Raw genomic sequence first — 17,088 nt, 5'->3', positions numbered from 1 at the left:
TCAACAGTTCGCTTTAACGGTCGGCTTCATTTGAGTACAGAACCAGCAATCTCAGGCTTTCCGTAAAAATGGGACAAACCCCATATCCGGTATAAGACAAGTAAAGAAAAGTATCGCTTTGCAAGATAGCACCTGGAAATAATTTAAATTCCGCCAGCTTTGCATATATAGAAGAATGGCAAGAACACCTTGTTTTGATAATAAATACTACTGACTAAACATATATCTGTCTGAAAAGACTCAACTATCCGTGGCGTCCTTAACACGCATCCCCTGAGCAATCAGTAATATCGCTGCATTAGCGGATTCATGGATATAAGCCGGGTCATGGTGAACTAACATCGATGATAATGCTCCCTCAAGTAAAAGAAAGACGTAACGCGCTGTAGCCTCTGAGTTTATCAAGCCATAGCGGCGAAATTCTTCAGCGAACCATTCTTCGACATTTTTCTTGTGTAAAGATGCTGTTTTTATCGCCGGGTGACCTGGCTTATTAGCTAATTCACCCACTGTTCTCTGAAACCCGCACCCTCTCCACTTCGGATGACTTGTCGTTTCTGAAACTCCGTTAAAAACCGCCCGAACTTTATCAGTAATCTCACCTTCTTCGTCATCAAACCATTTTTTATACGCCTGCAGGTTTAACTGATCTCTGGACCTCAGATACTCAGTAATCAGTTCATCCTTACTCTGAAAGTGATAATACAGTGTTCGCTTCGTAACACCGGCTTTTGCTGCAATGGCATCGACGCTTGTTGCTCTGATTCCTGTCATATAGAACAGCGTTTTGGCAGCATTCAGAATGCGTGTTTTCGTATCCTTCTTCGCATCAGCCATTTATGTATACCGTATAGTGAGTGTAAAAAATCCTAATCTACGAATATTATCTTTTCAACCACTAATTACTTATAAGGATTACATAATGAAACCGCTGATTATTATCGAAAAAAAGAGTGATATAGCATTCCTGACATTAAATCGACCAGAAAAATTAAACGCCCTTAACTATGCAACAAATGATCTCTTGCTAAAACTTCTGGATGAAATTGAAAACGATACATCGATTCGCGCCATAATTTTGACAGGCGCAGGAGAAAGCGCTTTCTCTGCGGGTGGCGACATTCACGAATTTACCCAAAGTATCAAACAGGGAGGCGATGTCGCTGTGAGGGAATTTGTTCGTCGCGGACAGCAAATGACATCAAGAATTGAGTCTTTTCCAAAACCCATTATCGTTGCGGTGAATGGCATTGCATTTGGCGGCGGTTGTGAAATTACAGAGGCAGCACATCTGGCCGTCGCCAGCGAAAAAGCTATCTTCGCCAAGCCTGAAATAAACATCGGAATCCCCCCTACTTTTGGTGGAACCCAGCGTTTGCCCCGGTTGGCCGGGCGAAAGCGCGCTCTGGAATTGCTCCTGACAGGCGATAGATTCTCACCAGAACGGGCATATGAAATGGGCCTGGTCAATCAGGTTGTCCCTCATGAAGAGTTAATACCGACAGCCATTCAGCTGGCTAACCGTATATTGCAACACTCCCCTTTAGCCACAGCCCGAATCATTTCAGCAGTAACCCGAGGCTTAAACACAACCATTGGTGAAGGGCTTGAAATAGAAAAAGAACAGTTCGCCCGCATGCTTCATACGGACGACATTATTACCGGACTGGATGCCTGGATTGAGCGCCGAAAGCCTGTCTACAGCGGTCGATAAAATTAAGGGAAATACGATTATCAGGTTCACTTCAGAAATCAGTTATCCCCGTGCATATTCAAATATTTTACTGTTTGAATATGCACCTAATAAAAACCACATGAGTGGTTTAGCCTGACAAGTGGATTCTATAAATGATCCTATACAGCATGATTTTTACCTTGTTGTGGTTCCTGATAAACCGGATGCTGATATTTCACCGAAACCTATCTGCCCAGATAAAATTCAGCAACAGAGAAAGCAACAAATACAAAACGATATCAGCCAGCCCAGGCCGAGCAACGGATCAGGCTACAGAAATTACCTCGATGGAAATGAGGCTCCTTATCGGCAATCACATCCGCCTTCACATTTCCGAAGGTAGTATCAGGCTTATGCTTTATGCCCTCATAAAATGTTTGAATAATATCCTCCTTAAAATCAGGACTGCGAGGAAAAGCCTTAACGACAGATACCACCTGCCCCAGAACAAGCAGCACGCGTGTGGCTTTCCTGATGCCGATATTCTCAGACGCACTTTTGTTCGCCTTGTGGGGATTACACCTGCGGAGTATCGGAAACGTTTCGCATCGATAAAAGTTGATAAATAACCAGCTGCAGAAGTTCTGCACAACCCGGGTAACCCACTCACGGACCCGAATGGCCTTCAACCGCGCTGTGCAATCAACCTGTTGTCAGCAGCAGATCTGACGTTTCCGGAATGTTTACTGCTGAAACAGCGCCGCTATTCTCTCGGGCGGTATCTCCCCTGACGTTATTCAGCTTATTTGCAGCGCCGTACTGCCCACCTCCATACGACCGACTTGGGAAGAGGAACGACTGAACGGCTCTGGTGGTGCAAATATTTATGGCTTGACCCTCCCTCCTGTTTATGAAACCCTGAAAATCAAGAGTGACACACTATTCAGTTTTAAAAAGCATGGCACACCACTGGCCCAACAGAACAACAACAAAGGCAAAAATCCCTATGAATACCAAAGGTAAATTAGTCATCAACCTGCCAGGCATCCTGTATGACGTGGCGCAATGGGTAATGTTTCCGCTGAATATGCTGATCAGCGGCATGTGCCACCTTCAGCCTAAGTCATCGGTCTGGAATGAAGGCAAGTGGCAGAATCGGAGACTCGAAGGCTCTGGCAAACCGCTGGATCAAATCAAAACCGAGATCCTTGAACAGCAAGACATCGCTTATAACGAAGAAGATCTGGTTCGCCTGTACGACTCACTGCCCAATGTAAGCGCCAAAGAAGATCTGGTGGGTCGCTACTGGAAAGGAAAAATTTTAAGAACCAATGGTTCTGTATTGGATCTTGCCGAATGGGTAATCGTCCGCCCACTCAGCCTTCTGGGTATTAAGTGGGGTAAACGCTACCGTACACAACATCAGGGGGACCCGCTGTTATTCCGCTGGGCTGACAAGCTGTACTTTCCGATCCCGATCTGGGGCAATGTTGGCATGACAGATATCCGCTGGCGTGAAGAAGCCACGGCAACAATGAATTATGATCATCAGCCTTGGAAAGATTATTTCAAACTGATCAGTAATGAAAATGGAAGCGTTGTACTTTTGGGTGTCTGGACCCATAAGCATATTGCCGGAGGATGGTTTACCCTGACGCTGGAAGATACTGAATAAATCAGACCCGATCCCACTCGTCGCGCTCAGAGTACAGCCCGCGACTGGTGGCTATTATGCTGTTCAGAACAACCTGCGCTTATGGCGTAAGCCGATATTGAACGGTAATTTAAAGCAATCGATTATAAATTGCGCTCAGCAGTGCCCCGGTAGCGCCCGCAATCACTGACCAGGCAACCAAACCACCAATAAAGCCAACTACCGTCAGGTGCCAGCCCATATTTTCCAGCTGCATATGCACCATATGCCCGGACATAGATAACATAAGGCCCGGCAACAGACTCACCAAAGCGCTGCAGGCAAGCCACAAAACGGCTGCAGTCAGAGCACAAGCCAATGCAAATTTTTGAGTATTCAGTTTCATATTTCACCATCCTTTTGGAAATCCAAAATAGCAAAACAAACATCAGCCATCGTATTCAGCACAGCGATACAATATCTGCACACCCCTGAGCATTATCTATCAGCGTTTTCGTCCACTTCCCGGTGGGGATTTATGACAGCTCCAGGGCTCACGAATCGCGTTTTCTTTAACATTATCATCAACAAACTTGTAATAGCCTTCTTTAAAGTGCGTCCACCAGTCATGACTGACGGCGACATCATGGGCACTCAAAATGTCTTCTATATTGTCCAGATTAACTCTGGAGGCGTCATACGCAAGATTCAGCACCCGGCTTTTTTCGTCAAAGGATATGCAATCGAGACCATAAAGCTGATCAATTTCAGCAATAGCTGCTTGCCGTTTGTTCTCGTCAACAGGTTCCAGTTGCAGATGACGCACCACCAGGTTCACTTCTGATACGCCTAATCGGTGTTTTTTATCGCTCATATTTATTTCCTTCTTATCAGATGGAATTTTGTTAAAAAAGAGTGCCCGATATTTTTCATGATCTTTAATATTTTCACCCATCCGCCGTTGCCAGCCGAGTTTTACGGCGGTCAGTCAATTTCAGCTTTCTCTGTACGGTATTCGGCAACCACAACGGCTCCCGGACAAACCAAAGAGCAGATAGCATCCTTTATTCCACCGTAAGCTGGCCGCGATACATCTGCATCTGGCAGTGAAAGGCGTACTCACCTTTAGACATCGGTGGTAAATCAATGCGTTTGCGTTTATTTAACGGCAAGGTCTCGCTGATATGTAAATCCGGTATCAGCAGTACCTCCGAACAGGGCGATGCGTCTTTACGCAAAAAATTAAGACTGACGGGCTGGTTGGCAGGAAGCCTGATACGCGCCGGCTGATAGGTGCCGTTTTCAACAATGATCAGCAGTTCATCGTTAGCCAACGTGGTTTGCGGCGGCTGATACAGCCAGAACCACCAGACAATCAGTGCAATTAACGCTAAGCCGGCCAGATTAATTAAGATCATCATGCCATTTCCCCTTAATGTTCCTGCGCTTTAAATAAGCGCAGACGGTTGGCATTGGTAACCACCGTCAGTGATGAAAATGCCATTGCTGCACCGGCAATTACCGGACTTAATAATAATCCGAAAAACGGATACAGCACCCCGGCCGCAAAAGGCACACCGGCAACGTTATAAAAAAAGGCACCCAACAGGTTTTGTTTAATATTACGCAGCGTCGCCTTACTGATGGCAATGGCATCGGCCAGTCCATGCAGCGAACCACGCATCAGGGTAATGTCGGCGCTTTCGATAGCGACATCAGTACCCGTGCCAATGGCAAAACCAACATCGGCAATGGCCAATGCCGGCGCATCATTAATGCCATCACCGGTCATTCCCACGACCTCGCCCAGCATCTGAAGCTCCTGTACTTTTTTGGATTTATCTTCCGGCAAGACCTCAGCGAAGAATTCTGTGATACCCGCTTTTTCTGCAACCGCTTTGGCGGTAGCACGGTTATCCCCGGTCAACATCACCACACGAATGCCACTCCGTTGCAGGCGTTTGATAGCAGCGATGGAGTCCTCTTTAATCGGGTCAGCCACAGCGATAATGCCCGCCAGGGTGCCATTGACGGCAAGATACATCGGCGTTTTGGCATCGGCGGCCAGATGCTGAGCCTTATCAATAAAAGATCCCAGCGTAATGCTGCGCTCTTGCATCAGCTTTTCATTACCAAACAGCAGCTGCTGCCCATCGACGATTGCCTCAACGCCATGGCCGGCGATGGCGTTAAACTGACTCATCGCTAACAGGTCGATACCCCGCTCGTTGGCGGATTCGACAATGGCCTGCGCCAACGGATGTTCAGAGCCAGATTCCAGGCTGGCCGCTAATTGCAGGGTACGTGTTTCATCCATCGCTGCGGCCGTAACAATATCGGTCACCTTAGGTGAACCCAGAGTAATAGTGCCGGTTTTATCCAGAATCATGGCTGTAATTCTGGATGAGGTTTGTAAGGCTTCGCCATTGCGGATCAGAACTCCCGCTTCTGCGGCCTTACCAACGCCGACCATCACCGACATCGGCGTGGCCAGCCCCAGTGCGCAGGGACAGGCAATAATCAAAACCGTAGTTGCCGACACCATCGCAAAAGCCACCACAGGTTCCGGCCCGAAATTCAGCCAAGCCAGAGCACTGACAATCGCAATGATCATAATAATGGGAACAAAATAGGCTGAAATAACATCGGCCAGCCGGCCGATGGGCGGTTTTGAATTCTGCGCGCGTTTTACCATATCGATAATCTGCGCCAGTGCCGTGTCTTTCCCCACCCGTGTTGCTTTGAACACTATGGAGCCGGTTTTGTTGATGGTGCCGGCCACCACTTCATCGCCCTCACCTTTTTCAACCGGCATGGGTTCACCAGTCAGCATCGATTCGTCGATGCTGGTATGGCCGTCAGTCACTTCACCATCGACCGGGACTTTCTCACCAGGACGCACGCGCACCAGATCGTGCAGTTCAACCTGTGAAATCGGAATATCTGTTTCATAACCATCGCGGATAATCCGCGCCGTTTTAGGTTGCAGTCCGATCAGACGTTTGACGGCTTCTGAGGTTTTGCCACGGGCTTTGAGTTCCAGCGCGAGGCCCAGATTAATTAAACCGATGATCATCGCAGTTGCTTCAAAATAGACGTGGCGTGCCATACCCGGCATCACATCAGGAGCCAACACCACCACCATCGAATAGATCCAGGCCGTACCTGTCCCCAGAGCAATCAGGGTATCCATATTTGCCGAATGATTTTTAAACGACTGCCAGGCTCCCACATAAAAATGCCGGCCGGAAAATACCATCACGGCCAGTGTCAGCAGCCCGACAATCAACCAGACTATGCGTTCACTGGTGGTGGTAACGGTCATTTCGCCAACGACCAGGCTATAGATCATCAGCGGTATCCCAAGGCCGAGTGCGATGGTCATTTCCCGCATCAGGCGTTTGTAATAGGCCCAGTCGGCTTGCTCTTTTTCCGCCAGGGCGTCGCTTTCACTTTCCGCCTGCTGAACTTTGGCACCGTAACCGGCCTGCTCGACCGCCTGAATCAGTGCACCGGCATCGGCGCTGCCCTCAATGCTGACCGTGCGTTGCGCTAAGTTCATTTCGGCCTTAGTTACACCGGGTACATGTTGCAGTGCAGTCTCAATTTTTTTCACACAACTGGCGCAACTGGCACCTTCAACCAACAGTTCCTGCCGCGGCAGATGTTTGTCGGGTGACCGCGTTGATGCAGCACTATCCGTAGTCTCTGTAGCCACTTTGTTATCCTCTTGTCCGCAATATTCCACTTAAATAACAGGTCATATTCCCCCGCTTTCAGGCCGGGCCTGATCAGCGCAGCACTGCCGGAGCCAGTAATTTTCCCGCTAAGGCTAGTGATGCCCGGAGCCGGCCTTATCCCTCGCCGTCAGAATCTGATATTGCTCTTCAGTCAGCTCCGGCAGACGTTGCAGGAAAGCCACCATAGCCCAGATGCGCTGATCGTCGTGGGTCTTACCCCAGGCAGGCATGCCAGAGGCTTTAATACCGTGTTTAATAATCCAGAACTGACGACGGGCAAGGCTTTGTTTATCGTCATCCGCATGTTCATGCTCATCCAGACCGGCGGTTAAATTGGGAGGCACGGGATACAAGCCAAGGCTCATATCACTATAGGTTTTTCCCGGCCGTAAATGACAACCGGCGCACATCTCGTTGTAATCCGGACCACCGGCCAGCAGCCAATCAGCTGAGTTGAGATCCGGCACATCAAGCGGCCGGGAGGCTCTGTCAATCGATCGCTCCCGTAACGTCTCCAGCAGCCAATAGGTCAAAGGGTTATGCGGCGTGTCGGCAGCCACGGAATACACGCCGGAATAAATAACGCCAAAGCCCGCCAGCAGCAGAATAACGCCCGCCAGAATCATGCCCCTGATGATATTCAACATGATATCTCCTGCCCGGTCCTGATAGCCCCTTCAGGGGTTATGCATCCTGTGCCGTCAGGATTAATGCCCATGTTGATCACCGTCATCATGCCCGCCGGATGTCTGATGATGCCCGCTGTCATCTTTATGGGCGGAACCATGTTTCTGATCCTGCTTCTGATCCTTTGCATTACCGTGCATGGCCTCTGCGCATTTTTTCATCATCGCCTGCATCACCGGATCGGATGCGTTCATTGACGCCTGATGCATGTCCGGCATCGCACTGCAGTCAGGACTTTCACCTTTCGCCGCATGTTCAGAAGGATCATGGGCATTGGCCAGCGCCGAAAATGCAATGCCGGAAACCAGTACCCAAACAGCTGTTGATATTGTTTTCATGTCACACACCTTATGGTTGAAAAATGGTTATTACCGTTAAAACCAGAACCTTAATCCGGCCACCCAGTCGGCAGCGCGGGGACTATCACCACCGGCCCGGACCGCATCGGCGGTGTCGCCAAACCGGCCCTGCCATTCCACGCCCACATAGGGAGCGAACTGGCGGCTGAACTCATAACGCAGGCGCACGCCGGCATCGATGGCCGAAAGACCACGGCCGATACCATTATCCGAATCAGACTTGCCGTAGAGGGTCATTTCCGCGCGCGGCTGCACAATCCAGCGCTGTGTTAACAGCAGCTCGTATTCCGCCTCAACCTGCAACAGCGAACGTCCCTGCTCACCGGCGTAAAGCGTGGCATCAACCTCGAACCAGTAAGGCGCAAGCCCCTGAATTCCTACTCCGAGCCAGTTACGGTCCGGGCCTGAACCACTGTCGTGGCGCACACCGGCCTGCACATTCCAATAAGCGGTTACAGCATGGCTGTAGAACAGCTCGGTCTGGCTTTCTTCCAGCGTGCCGGCCACCACCTCGCCCTCAGCCTTGATTACAGCGCGATCGTAGCTGCCACCAAACCAGGCCTGGGCATCGTAGAGTCCGTAATCGCCGTCATCCGCTCTCACGGCCTCAAAACGGTTAAAGGCCACAGCCCAGAAATTGTGCTCGTCGGCCAGACGTAAACGGGGGACCGCCGGCAGCACATAAGCACCGCTGTCCAGCGTCATGCCATTGGCATAGCTGTGCGGATCGCGGGCGTCGGCCGGTGCCTTGCCACCCTGCATACGCATCGTGCCCATCGTCATGGGTGCTGATTCTGCGTCCGCCGCTGACGAGGCTGGCATATCATCATGTGACATACCGGCCATGCTCTCAGCCGGGGCTGACAGGCTGTAACTGCTGATAACGATGGCGGCCGCCAGAACGGAGAGCTCTTTGTACATGCTCATGACACCACCACCTCGCGGAACATGCCCGCATCCATATGAAACAGCAGATGGCAGTGCCAGGCCCAACGTCCGAGCGCATCCGCCGTAACCTGAAAACTGATGCGCTGCGCTGGCTGCACCGGAATGGTGTGGCGGCGGGCAACAAACTCGCCGCGTTCGTTTTCCAGCTCACTCCACATGCCGTGCATATGCATAGGATGGGTCATCATGGTGTCGTTCTGCAGAATCACCCGCAGCCGCTCGCCGTGACGGAAATGCACCGGCGTAGACTGGCCGAATTCCAGCCCATCAAAGGACCAGGCGTAGCGTTCCATATTGCCGGTAAGGTGCAGTTCGACTTCCCGTTCCGGCAGCCGCTTATCCAGCGAACCGCCGATGGTATGCAGCATATCCAGAGTCAGCACCCGGTGACCCGGCGGCCGCAATCCACTCTGGCTCAGGTCACGTAATCCGACACCCGGATCATCAAGATTTGTACGCGGGCTATCGACGCGCATATCGGTACCAGGCCCGTATTCGGTGCGGGCATGACGTACGGTTTGAGAAGGCTTCGCCAGTGCCCGGCTATCGTGGTTCATGGTCATGCCATCGTGATTCATGGTCATGCCGTCGTGATTCATGCTCATGCCGTCATGGTTCATGCTCATGCCATCGTGGTTCATGCTCATGCCGTCGTGGTTCATGCTCATGCCATCGTGATTCATGTTCATGCCTTCATGATTCATGTTCATGCCATCCATCGGCATGCTGTCGTGGCTCATCTCCTTCATCTGCCCCATCGGCATGCTGCCGTGGCCACTGTGGTTCATACCGTTCATCTGGCCCATCATATCGGCCATGGTCAGCGGCTGCGGAGGGTCCAGCGCCGGCACAATCGCGGTCAGTCCGCTGCGCACTGACAAGGTACCGCTGGCATAGCCGCTGCGATCCATAGACTGCGCAAAAATGGTGTACGCATCCTCCTCAGGCTCAACCACAACATCGTAGGTTTCGCCTGGGCCAAAGCGGAATTCATCTACCGTTACCGGCTCCACATCCTGGCCATCTGTCTGCACAACCGTCAGCGGCAGACCTGGAATACGCACATCGTAAAAAGTATTGCTGGCGCCGTTAACAAAGCGCAGACGTACTTTCTCACCCTGTTTAAACAGCCCGGTCCAGTTACCGGCAGGGGTTGTACCGTTCATCAGGTAGGTAAAGGTTTCTGCCGAAACATCGGCCAGATCACCCGGACTCATGCGCATCTGATTCCACATGCGCCGCTGGGAGAGCGCCTGCTGCACCCCGACAGCGGAAACATCATGGGCAAAATCAACAGCCGTTGGCTGGTTAAAATTGTAGTAATCACTCTGGTGCTTGAGCTTGGCGAACACCGCCATCGGATCTTCATCGGTCCAGTCTGAGAGCTGCACAACATAGTCCCGGTCTGCCGGGAAGCGCTCACCCGCAGCCGGCAACACGATGATGCTGCCGTACATGCCGGTCATTTCCTGAAAGCCGCTGTGGGAGTGATACCAATAAGTGCCACTCTGTTGCACTTTAAAGCGGTAGGTAAAGGTTTCGCCGGGGGCGATGCCGCGGAAACTGATACCCGGCACACCGTCCATCTGAAACGGCAAAATAATTCCATGCCAGTGAATCGAGGTAGGTACCGACAGACGGTTGGTCACGCGTATGGTTACCGTCTCGCCTTCACGCCAGATCAGCGTCGGTGCCGGGACAGAGCCATTAATCGTCGTCGCAGTCCGTACAACACCGGTAAAATTAACCCGTTGCTCGGCCACTTCGAGATCGAAACTGGTGCCCTTCAGCAGCGGAACAGACGCACTACCCTCTGCGCCGGCCGCAAACGCGCGGGCTCCCATCAAACCAGACAGTGATAAAGCAACTCCGGCAGTCCCCAGCCCCTGAACAAAGCGCCGTCTCGACAGCGGAGCCTGGCCTTGTGTTAAAGAATATTTTTTATTCATAGACTCAGTCTTAATGTAAAAAATGAATTCAACGGATAGCCTGTAGAATAAGAGCCGGTAACTGACCTCAAAGTGACGCATTGATTACATTGATGTAATGTAACTGTCATCTTATCGTCAGCCACCGATAACTAGACTGCGCCACCTCTGACCTGGGAGTCTGCTGATGAAATTACTCATCATTGAGGACGAAGCTAAAACGGGCGAGTACTTACGCAAAGGGCTCACCGAAGCGGGGTTCTCGGTCTCACTGGCTAATAACGGACTGGACGGCCACCACCTTGCAGTCACCGAAACCTTCGAACTGATCATTCTTGATGTCATGTTGCCGGACATTGATGGCTGGCAGATATTGCGTTCGCTGCGTGAGCGTCATTGCGATACTGCTACGCTGTTTCTCACCGCCCGGGATTCGGTAGATGACCGCGTTAAAGGGCTGGAACTTGGCGCCGATGATTATCTGGTTAAACCCTTTGCCTTTGCTGAATTACTGGCACGCGTAAGAACCCTGCTACGGCGGGGACAGCCCAAATCCGAACTGGATGAAATGCACATCGCCGATTTAACCCTGGATCTCAAACGCCGGGTTGCTCACCGCAATAAACAACGTATTAATCTGACCAACAAAGAATTTGCCTTACTGGAATTAATGTTAAGACGCCAGGGCGAAGTTCTGCCACGCTCCTTAATTGCCTCTCAGGTCTGGGATATGAATTTTGACAGCGACACCAATGTTATTGATGTTGCCATACGGCGCTTACGCTCAAAAATTGATGACGATTTTGAAACCAAATTAATTCATACCGTGCGCGGCATGGGCTACGTTCTGGACGCTCAGCGTGAAATCTGACCGCCGCCCTCTGTCATTAGCGCTGCATATGGCACTGCTGGTCGGTTTGGCCATCGTGCTTTGCTTTATCATTCTGGGTTTGCTGGTGCAACGATCAGTGCTGCACCATTTTAATCAGCAGGATGCCGATGAGCTCCGCGTGGTTGCCCTTTCGGTTGAAAAAGCGATTCTGGGGCTGGATAAATTTACCGGGCAGACACTGGAATCCCGGCTGCAAAATGCCGTTTCCGGTCATCACGGTATTTACTTTGCGGTGTTCGATAAGCAGGGGTTACCCATCTATACAGGTACCGAGCCAGACTTTTCGCCACTGCTCAACAATGCATCCGTAATCAAATCAATTCGGGCAGACAATTTATATAAATGGCAGACCGGAGATCACCAATATCAGGGAGCGATACTCACACCAGAATCACTGAATCGTTTTATTGATGGCGCTAAAATTGCGGTCGCGGTGACCACCGATTTTCACCACGATTTTATGCAGAATTTCCGTAAAACCCTGTGGGGCCTGATGCTGCTCGCCGGCATCCTGACAATTGCTGCTGCCTGGGTAGCTATTCGTATCGGCCACCGGCCACTCCACCGGCTGAGCAAAGAAATTCAGAATATTGATGTACACAACCTCAGCCACCGTCTGAATTCCGACCACGCACCTGAAGAATTAAGCGAACTGATTCAGGCCTTTAATGAGATGATCAGCCACGTTGAAGAGAGCTTTCAGAAGCTTTCCCAGTTTTCAGCGGATATTGCCCATGAATTGCGAACACCAATTACCAACCTCAGCACCCAAACTCAGGTAGCGCTTAATAAAGACAGAAGCACAGAAGAATACCGCGACATACTCTATTCCAGCCTTGAAGAGTACGACAGACTCAGCGTTATGATCCGCGATATGCTGTGGCTGGCAAAAACCGACAATAAACAATTAACGCTGGAAAAAACCTCACTGAACCTGGCAGAAGAAATCAAAGCGCTTACCGACTACTTTGAACCGCTGGCGGAAGAAAAACAGGTACCGCTTAAAGTATCGGGTGACGCCGTAATGGCTGAGGTAGACCGCACCATGTTCCGGCGGGCTCTGAATAACCTGATATCCAACGCCATCAACCACAGTCCGGCGGGAGCAGACGTCGGTATCTGCGTAACACAGCAGGAAAATCAGGCGTTGATCACGATTGAAAATGGCGGGAAAAAGATCGATGAGAAACACCTGAGCCGGCTGTTTGACCGCTTTTACCAGACAGACCCCTCCAGAGGGAACAGCCAGCGTGAAGGTGTGGGGCTTGGTCTGGCAATCGTCAAATCCATTGCGGAGCTTCATCATGGCTCTATCGAGGTGACATCGGTTCCGGATAAAACCCGGTTCATGCTCAGGCTGCCCATTAACAGCCCGAATCAGTAAATACCAACTCTTCAATAAACAGCCGATAAATGCTGTATGGCGCAAACTATACGGTTGTGATTCTGAATAGACGCAGCTCTGCACCTCTGAAACTCAGCACCTCTGCAACTATTTCTCCGGTAAAAAATGCTGCTCAATACCGCAGTCATGATTCTGCTGCAGAGTGCCATTGCGTTAACCATTAAAACTTTTCTTAATTTTGATCAGGCAAAACTGAACGATCTGAACCGGATAGCCCCATCCGCTGACCTGACTGGTTTTACCTGCTCTGTGCAATCAACCCGCTGGCGTTTTCTGCTATGAATCAGGAAGGTGAGACGACGGAACAGCCGCGAAATCAGTTGCTCCGGGATAAGGTCCGCGCAGGATTATAAGGCAGGGCAACTGGCCACCATGCCACATTGGTTGACTGCAAAAGAGATTACCCGCGCTTAACTCTCTGCGGGTTCCAGCGCTTCCAGCAGCGCCAGCGCTTTTTCGCAAAAGCGGATATGCTCGCGCTCCGTTGCCAGACCGGACTGCAGAATCAGATACTGCAATTGCTCAGCCGCCGACAATTCCCGGCCTGTGAAATCACGCTGTTCAATGTCTTCATACAAAGCCAGCTGTGTGCGGTGCCGGGCCAGCCTGTGCAGCAGATCATTCTCAACCCCGGCGCCTGTGCCCAGTGCAGCTTCCGCCCTTAAGCGCACCATCATGGCATCGCGCAGAGGTGGCGGATCATCCGCCTCCGCCACCCAGCGTTTAAGTTCCTGCTCACCCGCAGGCAAGACCTCGTAGCACCGCTTCCGGCCACGCGCGCCCTCTTCTGCAGTTGAGCGGACCCAGCCAGCAGCCTCCAGCTTGCCCAGCTCTTTGTATATCTGCTGATGCGTCGCCGGCCAGAAGAAGCCGATGGAACGCCCGAAGCGCCGCGCCAGATCCATACCCGAGCAGGGTTGCTCCAGCAACGAGGTCAGTAACGCATGAGGCAATGACATAGGTAACTCATTTAGTGATTTCCAGCGCAGGATAATGCTTTTATGCAACAAGTTGCAATTAAAGACACCAGTGAGTATAAAGATGCAACTAATTGCATAAAAGGATCACCGTGATGACCTCGACGCTTTACCCTCACCTGCTTGCGCCACTGGATCTGGGCTTTACCACCCTTCGTAACCGCGTGCTTATGGGCTCCATGCACCTGGGCCTGGAAGAAGTCGAACATGGCTTTGAGCGTATGGCCGCCTTCTACGCCGAACGGGCCCGTGGTGGCGTTGGTCTGATCGTAACCGGTGGTATTTCACCGGATGAATATGGTGTTGTTTTTCAGGGTTCAGCCAAGCTGACGACCGAGGAAGAAGCCGAACATCACCGCGTGGTCACAGACGCCGTGCACGCCAATGGCGGCAAAATTGCCATGCAGATTCTGCATACCGGCCGCTACAGCTACCAGCCGAACCAGATAGCGCCAAGCGCCTTAAAAGCCCCGATCAACCCTTTCGTACCGCGTGAACTGAGCCACGACCAGATTCTGGAAACCATCGAGAGCTTCGCCCGTTGCGCAGGCCTGGCACAGAAAGCCGGCTACGATGGCGTCGAAGTGATGGGCTCCGAAGGCTACCTGATCAACCAGTTTATTGCTGCGCGCACCAACCATCGTGACGATGAATGGGGCGGCAGTTACGAAAACCGCATCCGCTTCGCGATCGAAATTGTGCGCAAAGTGCGTGAACGTGTCGGACCGGAATTTATCATCCTGTACCGTCTGTCCATGCTCGATCTGGTCGAAGGTGGTTCAACCCTTGACGAAGTGATCCAGCTGGCCAAAGCCATTGAAGCGGCCGGCGCCACCATCATCACCACCGGCATCGGCTGGCACGAAGCGCGTGTACCGACCATTGCCACCAAGGTGCCGCGTGCAGCGTTCGCCTGGGTCACCAAACAACTGATGAGCGCCGTGAAGATTCCACTGGTCACCACCAACCGCATCAACACGCCGGAAGTGGGCGAACAGATACTGGCGGACGGCTGTGCCGATATGGTGTCGATGGCGCGTCCGTTCCTGGCCGACGCTTTCTTTGTTGAAAAAGCCGCCCAGGGCCGCGCCGACGAAATCAACACCTGCATCGGCTGTAACCAGGCCTGTCTCGACCAGACCTTCGCCATGAAGATCACCTCCTGTCTGGTCAACCCTCGCGCCTGCCACGAGACCGAAATTCCACTGCAGGACACCACCGCCGCCAAACGCATTGCGGTGGTCGGCGCTGGTCCTGCGGGACTAAGCTTCGCCGTTACCGCCGCCCAGCGTGGACACCATGTTGAGTTGTTTGATGCCGGCAGCCAGATCGGCGGCCAGTTCAACATTGCCAAAACCGTACCGGGCAAAGAAGAGTTCTACGAAACCCTGCGCTACTTCGGTAAGCAGATCGAACTGACCGGGGTAAAACTCAACCTCAATACCCGCGTTACCGCCGAAGAACTGAAAGCAGCAGGCTTTGACGAAGTGGTACTGGCAACTGGTATTGTGCCGCGCACACCACCCGTGCCGGGCATCGACCATCCGAAAGTAATGAGCTATCTGGATGTACTGCGTGACCGTAAGCCAGTCGGCAAAAAAGTCGCAATTATTGGCGCCGGTGGTATTGGTTTTGATGTGGCTGAATTCCTGACTCACGAAGGCGAAAGCGCCAGCCTCAACACCGCCAAGTTCAATCAGGTATGGGGTATTGATACCAGCTACGCCACCGCCGGTGGTCTGAAAGCACCCGAAGTGGAAATGCCGCCGCGTGAGATTTTCCTGCTGCAACGTAAGCAGAAAAAACTGACCGGGCCGGGCAAAACCACCGGCTGGATTCACCGCGCAGGGCTTGAAGCACGCGACGTAAAACTGATGCCGGGTGTCAGCTACGACCTCATTGATGATCAGGGCCTGCACATCACTGTTAACGGTGAAGCCAAGGTGCTGGACGTCGATAACATCGTCATCTGCGCGGGTCAGGAATCTGAGCGCGGTTTATTTAACGAACTGCAGGACAGTGGCCTCAGTGTTCACCTGATTGGTGGTGCCGACGTTGCCGCCGAACTGGATGCACGCCGTGCGATTGATCAGGGTGTACGCCTCGCAGCAAAACTCTGATGCTGCCCCGCCCCCTTATCTTTTTTAAAAGATAAGGGGGCGATTCATAAAGTCTGTTTATTCAGAATGTTCTGCCACCATGACAACCGCCTGACCTTCTCTGCGAAAAACAGACGCCACTTCAGACCGGCCTGGCCGTACCATAATGAATAAAACGTATAATCTGCGGTAATATTCGTCACCGTAACCGCCTTTATAATGGCCCGATAATAATAAAACGATGACACCACCATGACTCTGAATATAAATAACGCGCCAGCATTGCAACTCTCACCGAGGCTGAAAATACTGTTCAAAGCCTCAGCCTTTCTTCTGCTGCTGGCCGCGACGGCCTTAACCATTGAAGCCTTTATAAGTTTTGATCTGGCAAAGTTTAACTACCTGAGCTGGGTAGCCCCCTCCACCGACCTGACTGGTTTTTATCTGCTCTGGACAATTCACCTGCTGTCGGCATTAAGTATGATGTTGTCAGGGTTTTTACTTCTGAAACAGCGCCGCTATTCAGCCTGGCTACTGGTTCCATTGGCCATCTTCGGGTTATGGTCAGAGACGACCAGTCTCGTAGCGCTGCTGCCGCTGCTGTTTTCTGGTGTGAGTCAGGAAGGTGATGAAAAGGAATAGCTGAGGGTAGTGTTCAGAATTCTGTGTCATTTCTTTATCCTATACAAAACAGAGATGACACATGACCAAACCAACCTTCGACATGGAAGCCGCGCTGCAGGCG

General features: G+C 51.7%; 18 protein-coding genes. 7 read left to right on the top strand and 11 right to left on the bottom strand.

Going from position 1 to position 17,088, the window contains the following annotated elements; all coding sequences use genetic code 11:
* Positions 1 to 240: 240 nt before the first annotated feature.
* Positions 241 to 837 (bottom strand): TetR/AcrR family transcriptional regulator, encoded by a 597-nt coding sequence (locus LGT44_RS01075; protein ID WP_230330876.1) that lies wholly within the window; start codon positions 835 to 837, stop codon positions 241 to 243.
* 85 nt (positions 838 to 922) lie between these two features.
* Here LGT44_RS01075 and LGT44_RS01070 point away from each other — a divergent pair, with 85 nt between their 5' ends.
* Positions 923 to 1,714, top strand: coding sequence for a crotonase/enoyl-CoA hydratase family protein (locus LGT44_RS01070; RefSeq protein ID WP_230330875.1), 792 nt, complete (start codon positions 923 to 925; stop codon positions 1,712 to 1,714).
* A gap of 260 nt (positions 1,715 to 1,974) precedes the next feature.
* Here the strand turns inward: LGT44_RS01070 and LGT44_RS01065 are convergent, their stop codons facing one another.
* A complete protein-coding gene (locus LGT44_RS01065; protein ID WP_230330874.1) occupies positions 1,975 to 2,193 on the bottom strand; it encodes a hypothetical protein in 219 nt (72 codons plus the stop codon).
* Between the two features lie 488 nt (positions 2,194 to 2,681).
* Here LGT44_RS01065 and LGT44_RS01060 point away from each other — a divergent pair, with 488 nt between their 5' ends.
* Positions 2,682 to 3,350: a DUF4334 domain-containing protein gene (locus tag LGT44_RS01060; RefSeq protein ID WP_230330873.1), complete on the top strand. Its 669-nt coding sequence runs from the start codon at positions 2,682 to 2,684 to the stop codon at positions 3,348 to 3,350.
* 109 nt (positions 3,351 to 3,459) lie between these two features.
* Here LGT44_RS01060 and LGT44_RS01055 read toward each other — a convergent pair whose 3' ends face one another.
* From LGT44_RS01055 to LGT44_RS01020, 8 genes are all read right to left on the bottom strand, one after another.
* Complete coding sequence (locus LGT44_RS01055) at positions 3,460 to 3,714, bottom strand: DUF5676 family membrane protein (protein ID WP_230330872.1); 255 nt, start codon at positions 3,712 to 3,714, stop codon at positions 3,460 to 3,462.
* A gap of 99 nt (positions 3,715 to 3,813) precedes the next feature.
* The gene (locus tag LGT44_RS01050; RefSeq protein ID WP_230330871.1) at positions 3,814 to 4,263 is read right to left on the bottom strand and encodes a cation transporter; all 450 of its coding nucleotides are present in this window, start codon (positions 4,261 to 4,263) and stop codon (positions 3,814 to 3,816) included.
* 109 nt (positions 4,264 to 4,372) lie between these two features.
* Positions 4,373 to 4,729 carry a cupredoxin domain-containing protein gene (locus tag LGT44_RS01045; RefSeq protein ID WP_230330870.1) on the bottom strand — a complete coding sequence of 119 codons (357 nt, stop codon included), beginning with the start codon at positions 4,727 to 4,729 and terminating at the stop codon, positions 4,373 to 4,375.
* Positions 4,730 to 4,740: 11 nt separating this feature from the next.
* Entirely contained in the window at positions 4,741 to 6,972 is a 2,232-nt protein-coding gene (locus LGT44_RS01040) for a heavy metal translocating P-type ATPase (RefSeq protein ID WP_145470587.1), read from the bottom strand.
* A 168-nt stretch (positions 6,973 to 7,140) separates the two neighbouring features.
* A complete protein-coding gene (locus tag LGT44_RS01035; protein WP_230330869.1) occupies positions 7,141 to 7,695 on the bottom strand; it encodes a c-type cytochrome in 555 nt (184 codons plus the stop codon).
* Positions 7,696 to 7,755: 60 nt separating this feature from the next.
* Positions 7,756 to 8,073 carry a hypothetical protein gene (locus tag LGT44_RS01030; RefSeq protein ID WP_230330868.1) on the bottom strand — a complete coding sequence of 106 codons (318 nt, stop codon included), beginning with the start codon at positions 8,071 to 8,073 and terminating at the stop codon, positions 7,756 to 7,758.
* 36 nt (positions 8,074 to 8,109) lie between these two features.
* Complete coding sequence (locus LGT44_RS01025) at positions 8,110 to 9,021, bottom strand: copper resistance protein B (RefSeq protein WP_230330867.1); 912 nt, start codon at positions 9,019 to 9,021, stop codon at positions 8,110 to 8,112.
* Positions 9,018 to 10,991 carry a copper resistance system multicopper oxidase gene (locus tag LGT44_RS01020; protein ID WP_230330866.1) on the bottom strand — a complete coding sequence of 658 codons (1,974 nt, stop codon included), beginning with the start codon at positions 10,989 to 10,991 and terminating at the stop codon, positions 9,018 to 9,020. Before LGT44_RS01020 ends, LGT44_RS01025 begins: the two co-directional genes overlap by 4 nt.
* 166 nt (positions 10,992 to 11,157) lie before the next feature.
* On the opposite strand from LGT44_RS01020, the gene LGT44_RS01015 reads away from it, so the two are divergent.
* From LGT44_RS01015 to LGT44_RS01005, 3 genes are all read left to right on the top strand, one after another.
* The gene (locus LGT44_RS01015; RefSeq protein WP_145470515.1) at positions 11,158 to 11,841 is read left to right on the top strand and encodes a heavy metal response regulator transcription factor; all 684 of its coding nucleotides are present in this window, start codon (positions 11,158 to 11,160) and stop codon (positions 11,839 to 11,841) included.
* The gene (locus LGT44_RS01010) at positions 11,831 to 13,246 is read left to right on the top strand and encodes a heavy metal sensor histidine kinase (RefSeq protein ID WP_230330865.1); all 1,416 of its coding nucleotides are present in this window, start codon (positions 11,831 to 11,833) and stop codon (positions 13,244 to 13,246) included. The genes LGT44_RS01015 and LGT44_RS01010 overlap by 11 nt, the downstream gene beginning before the upstream one ends.
* 126 nt (positions 13,247 to 13,372) lie before the next feature.
* Positions 13,373 to 13,549, top strand: a complete 177-nt coding sequence (locus LGT44_RS01005; protein WP_230330864.1) for a hypothetical protein — start codon at positions 13,373 to 13,375, stop codon at positions 13,547 to 13,549.
* 128 nt (positions 13,550 to 13,677) lie between these two features.
* Here LGT44_RS01005 and LGT44_RS01000 read toward each other — a convergent pair whose 3' ends face one another.
* Entirely contained in the window at positions 13,678 to 14,226 is a 549-nt protein-coding gene (locus LGT44_RS01000; RefSeq protein ID WP_145470509.1) for a PadR family transcriptional regulator, read from the bottom strand.
* Positions 14,227 to 14,339: 113 nt separating this feature from the next.
* Between LGT44_RS01000 and LGT44_RS00995 the strand changes: the two genes are divergently transcribed.
* Both LGT44_RS00995 and LGT44_RS00990 read left to right on the top strand, forming a co-directional pair.
* Positions 14,340 to 16,364 carry an NADPH-dependent 2,4-dienoyl-CoA reductase gene (locus LGT44_RS00995; RefSeq protein WP_230330863.1) on the top strand — a complete coding sequence of 675 codons (2,025 nt, stop codon included), beginning with the start codon at positions 14,340 to 14,342 and terminating at the stop codon, positions 16,362 to 16,364.
* Between the two features lie 231 nt (positions 16,365 to 16,595).
* Entirely contained in the window at positions 16,596 to 16,985 is a 390-nt protein-coding gene (locus LGT44_RS00990; protein ID WP_230330862.1) for a hypothetical protein, read from the top strand.
* Positions 16,986 to 17,088: the final 103 nt, after the last annotated feature.

Source organism: Thalassolituus alkanivorans (genome assembly GCF_020447205.1).
Taxonomy (GTDB): Bacteria; Pseudomonadota; Gammaproteobacteria; order Pseudomonadales; family Oceanobacteraceae; genus Venatoribacter; species Venatoribacter alkanivorans.
This window is presented reverse-complemented; position numbering and strand designations above follow the sequence as displayed.

Bases quoted from the DNA above. Each gene is read 5' to 3' on its own strand.
- LGT44_RS01070 (WP_230330875.1), top strand. From the start codon at position 923: ATGAAACCGCTGATTATTATCGAAAAAAAGAGTGATATAGCATTCCTG.
- LGT44_RS01000 (WP_145470509.1), bottom strand. From the start codon at position 14,226: ATGTCATTGCCTCATGCGTTACTGACCTCGTTGCTGGAGCAACCCTGC.
- LGT44_RS01035 (WP_230330869.1), bottom strand. From the start codon at position 7,695: ATGTTGAATATCATCAGGGGCATGATTCTGGCGGGCGTTATTCTGCTG.
- LGT44_RS01050 (WP_230330871.1), bottom strand. From the start codon at position 4,263: ATGGGTGAAAATATTAAAGATCATGAAAAATATCGGGCACTCTTTTTT.
- LGT44_RS00990 (WP_230330862.1), top strand. From the start codon at position 16,596: ATGACTCTGAATATAAATAACGCGCCAGCATTGCAACTCTCACCGAGG.
- LGT44_RS01005 (WP_230330864.1), top strand. From the start codon at position 13,373: ATGCTGCTCAATACCGCAGTCATGATTCTGCTGCAGAGTGCCATTGCG.
- LGT44_RS01030 (WP_230330868.1), bottom strand. From the start codon at position 8,073: ATGAAAACAATATCAACAGCTGTTTGGGTACTGGTTTCCGGCATTGCA.
- LGT44_RS01055 (WP_230330872.1), bottom strand. From the start codon at position 3,714: ATGAAACTGAATACTCAAAAATTTGCATTGGCTTGTGCTCTGACTGCA.
- LGT44_RS01020 (WP_230330866.1), bottom strand. From the start codon at position 10,991: ATGAATAAAAAATATTCTTTAACACAAGGCCAGGCTCCGCTGTCGAGA.
- LGT44_RS01015 (WP_145470515.1), top strand. From the start codon at position 11,158: ATGAAATTACTCATCATTGAGGACGAAGCTAAAACGGGCGAGTACTTA.
- LGT44_RS01075 (WP_230330876.1), bottom strand. From the start codon at position 837: ATGGCTGATGCGAAGAAGGATACGAAAACACGCATTCTGAATGCTGCC.
- LGT44_RS01025 (WP_230330867.1), bottom strand. From the start codon at position 9,021: ATGAGCATGTACAAAGAGCTCTCCGTTCTGGCGGCCGCCATCGTTATC.
- LGT44_RS01060 (WP_230330873.1), top strand. From the start codon at position 2,682: ATGAATACCAAAGGTAAATTAGTCATCAACCTGCCAGGCATCCTGTAT.
- LGT44_RS01045 (WP_230330870.1), bottom strand. From the start codon at position 4,729: ATGATGATCTTAATTAATCTGGCCGGCTTAGCGTTAATTGCACTGATT.
- LGT44_RS00995 (WP_230330863.1), top strand. From the start codon at position 14,340: ATGACCTCGACGCTTTACCCTCACCTGCTTGCGCCACTGGATCTGGGC.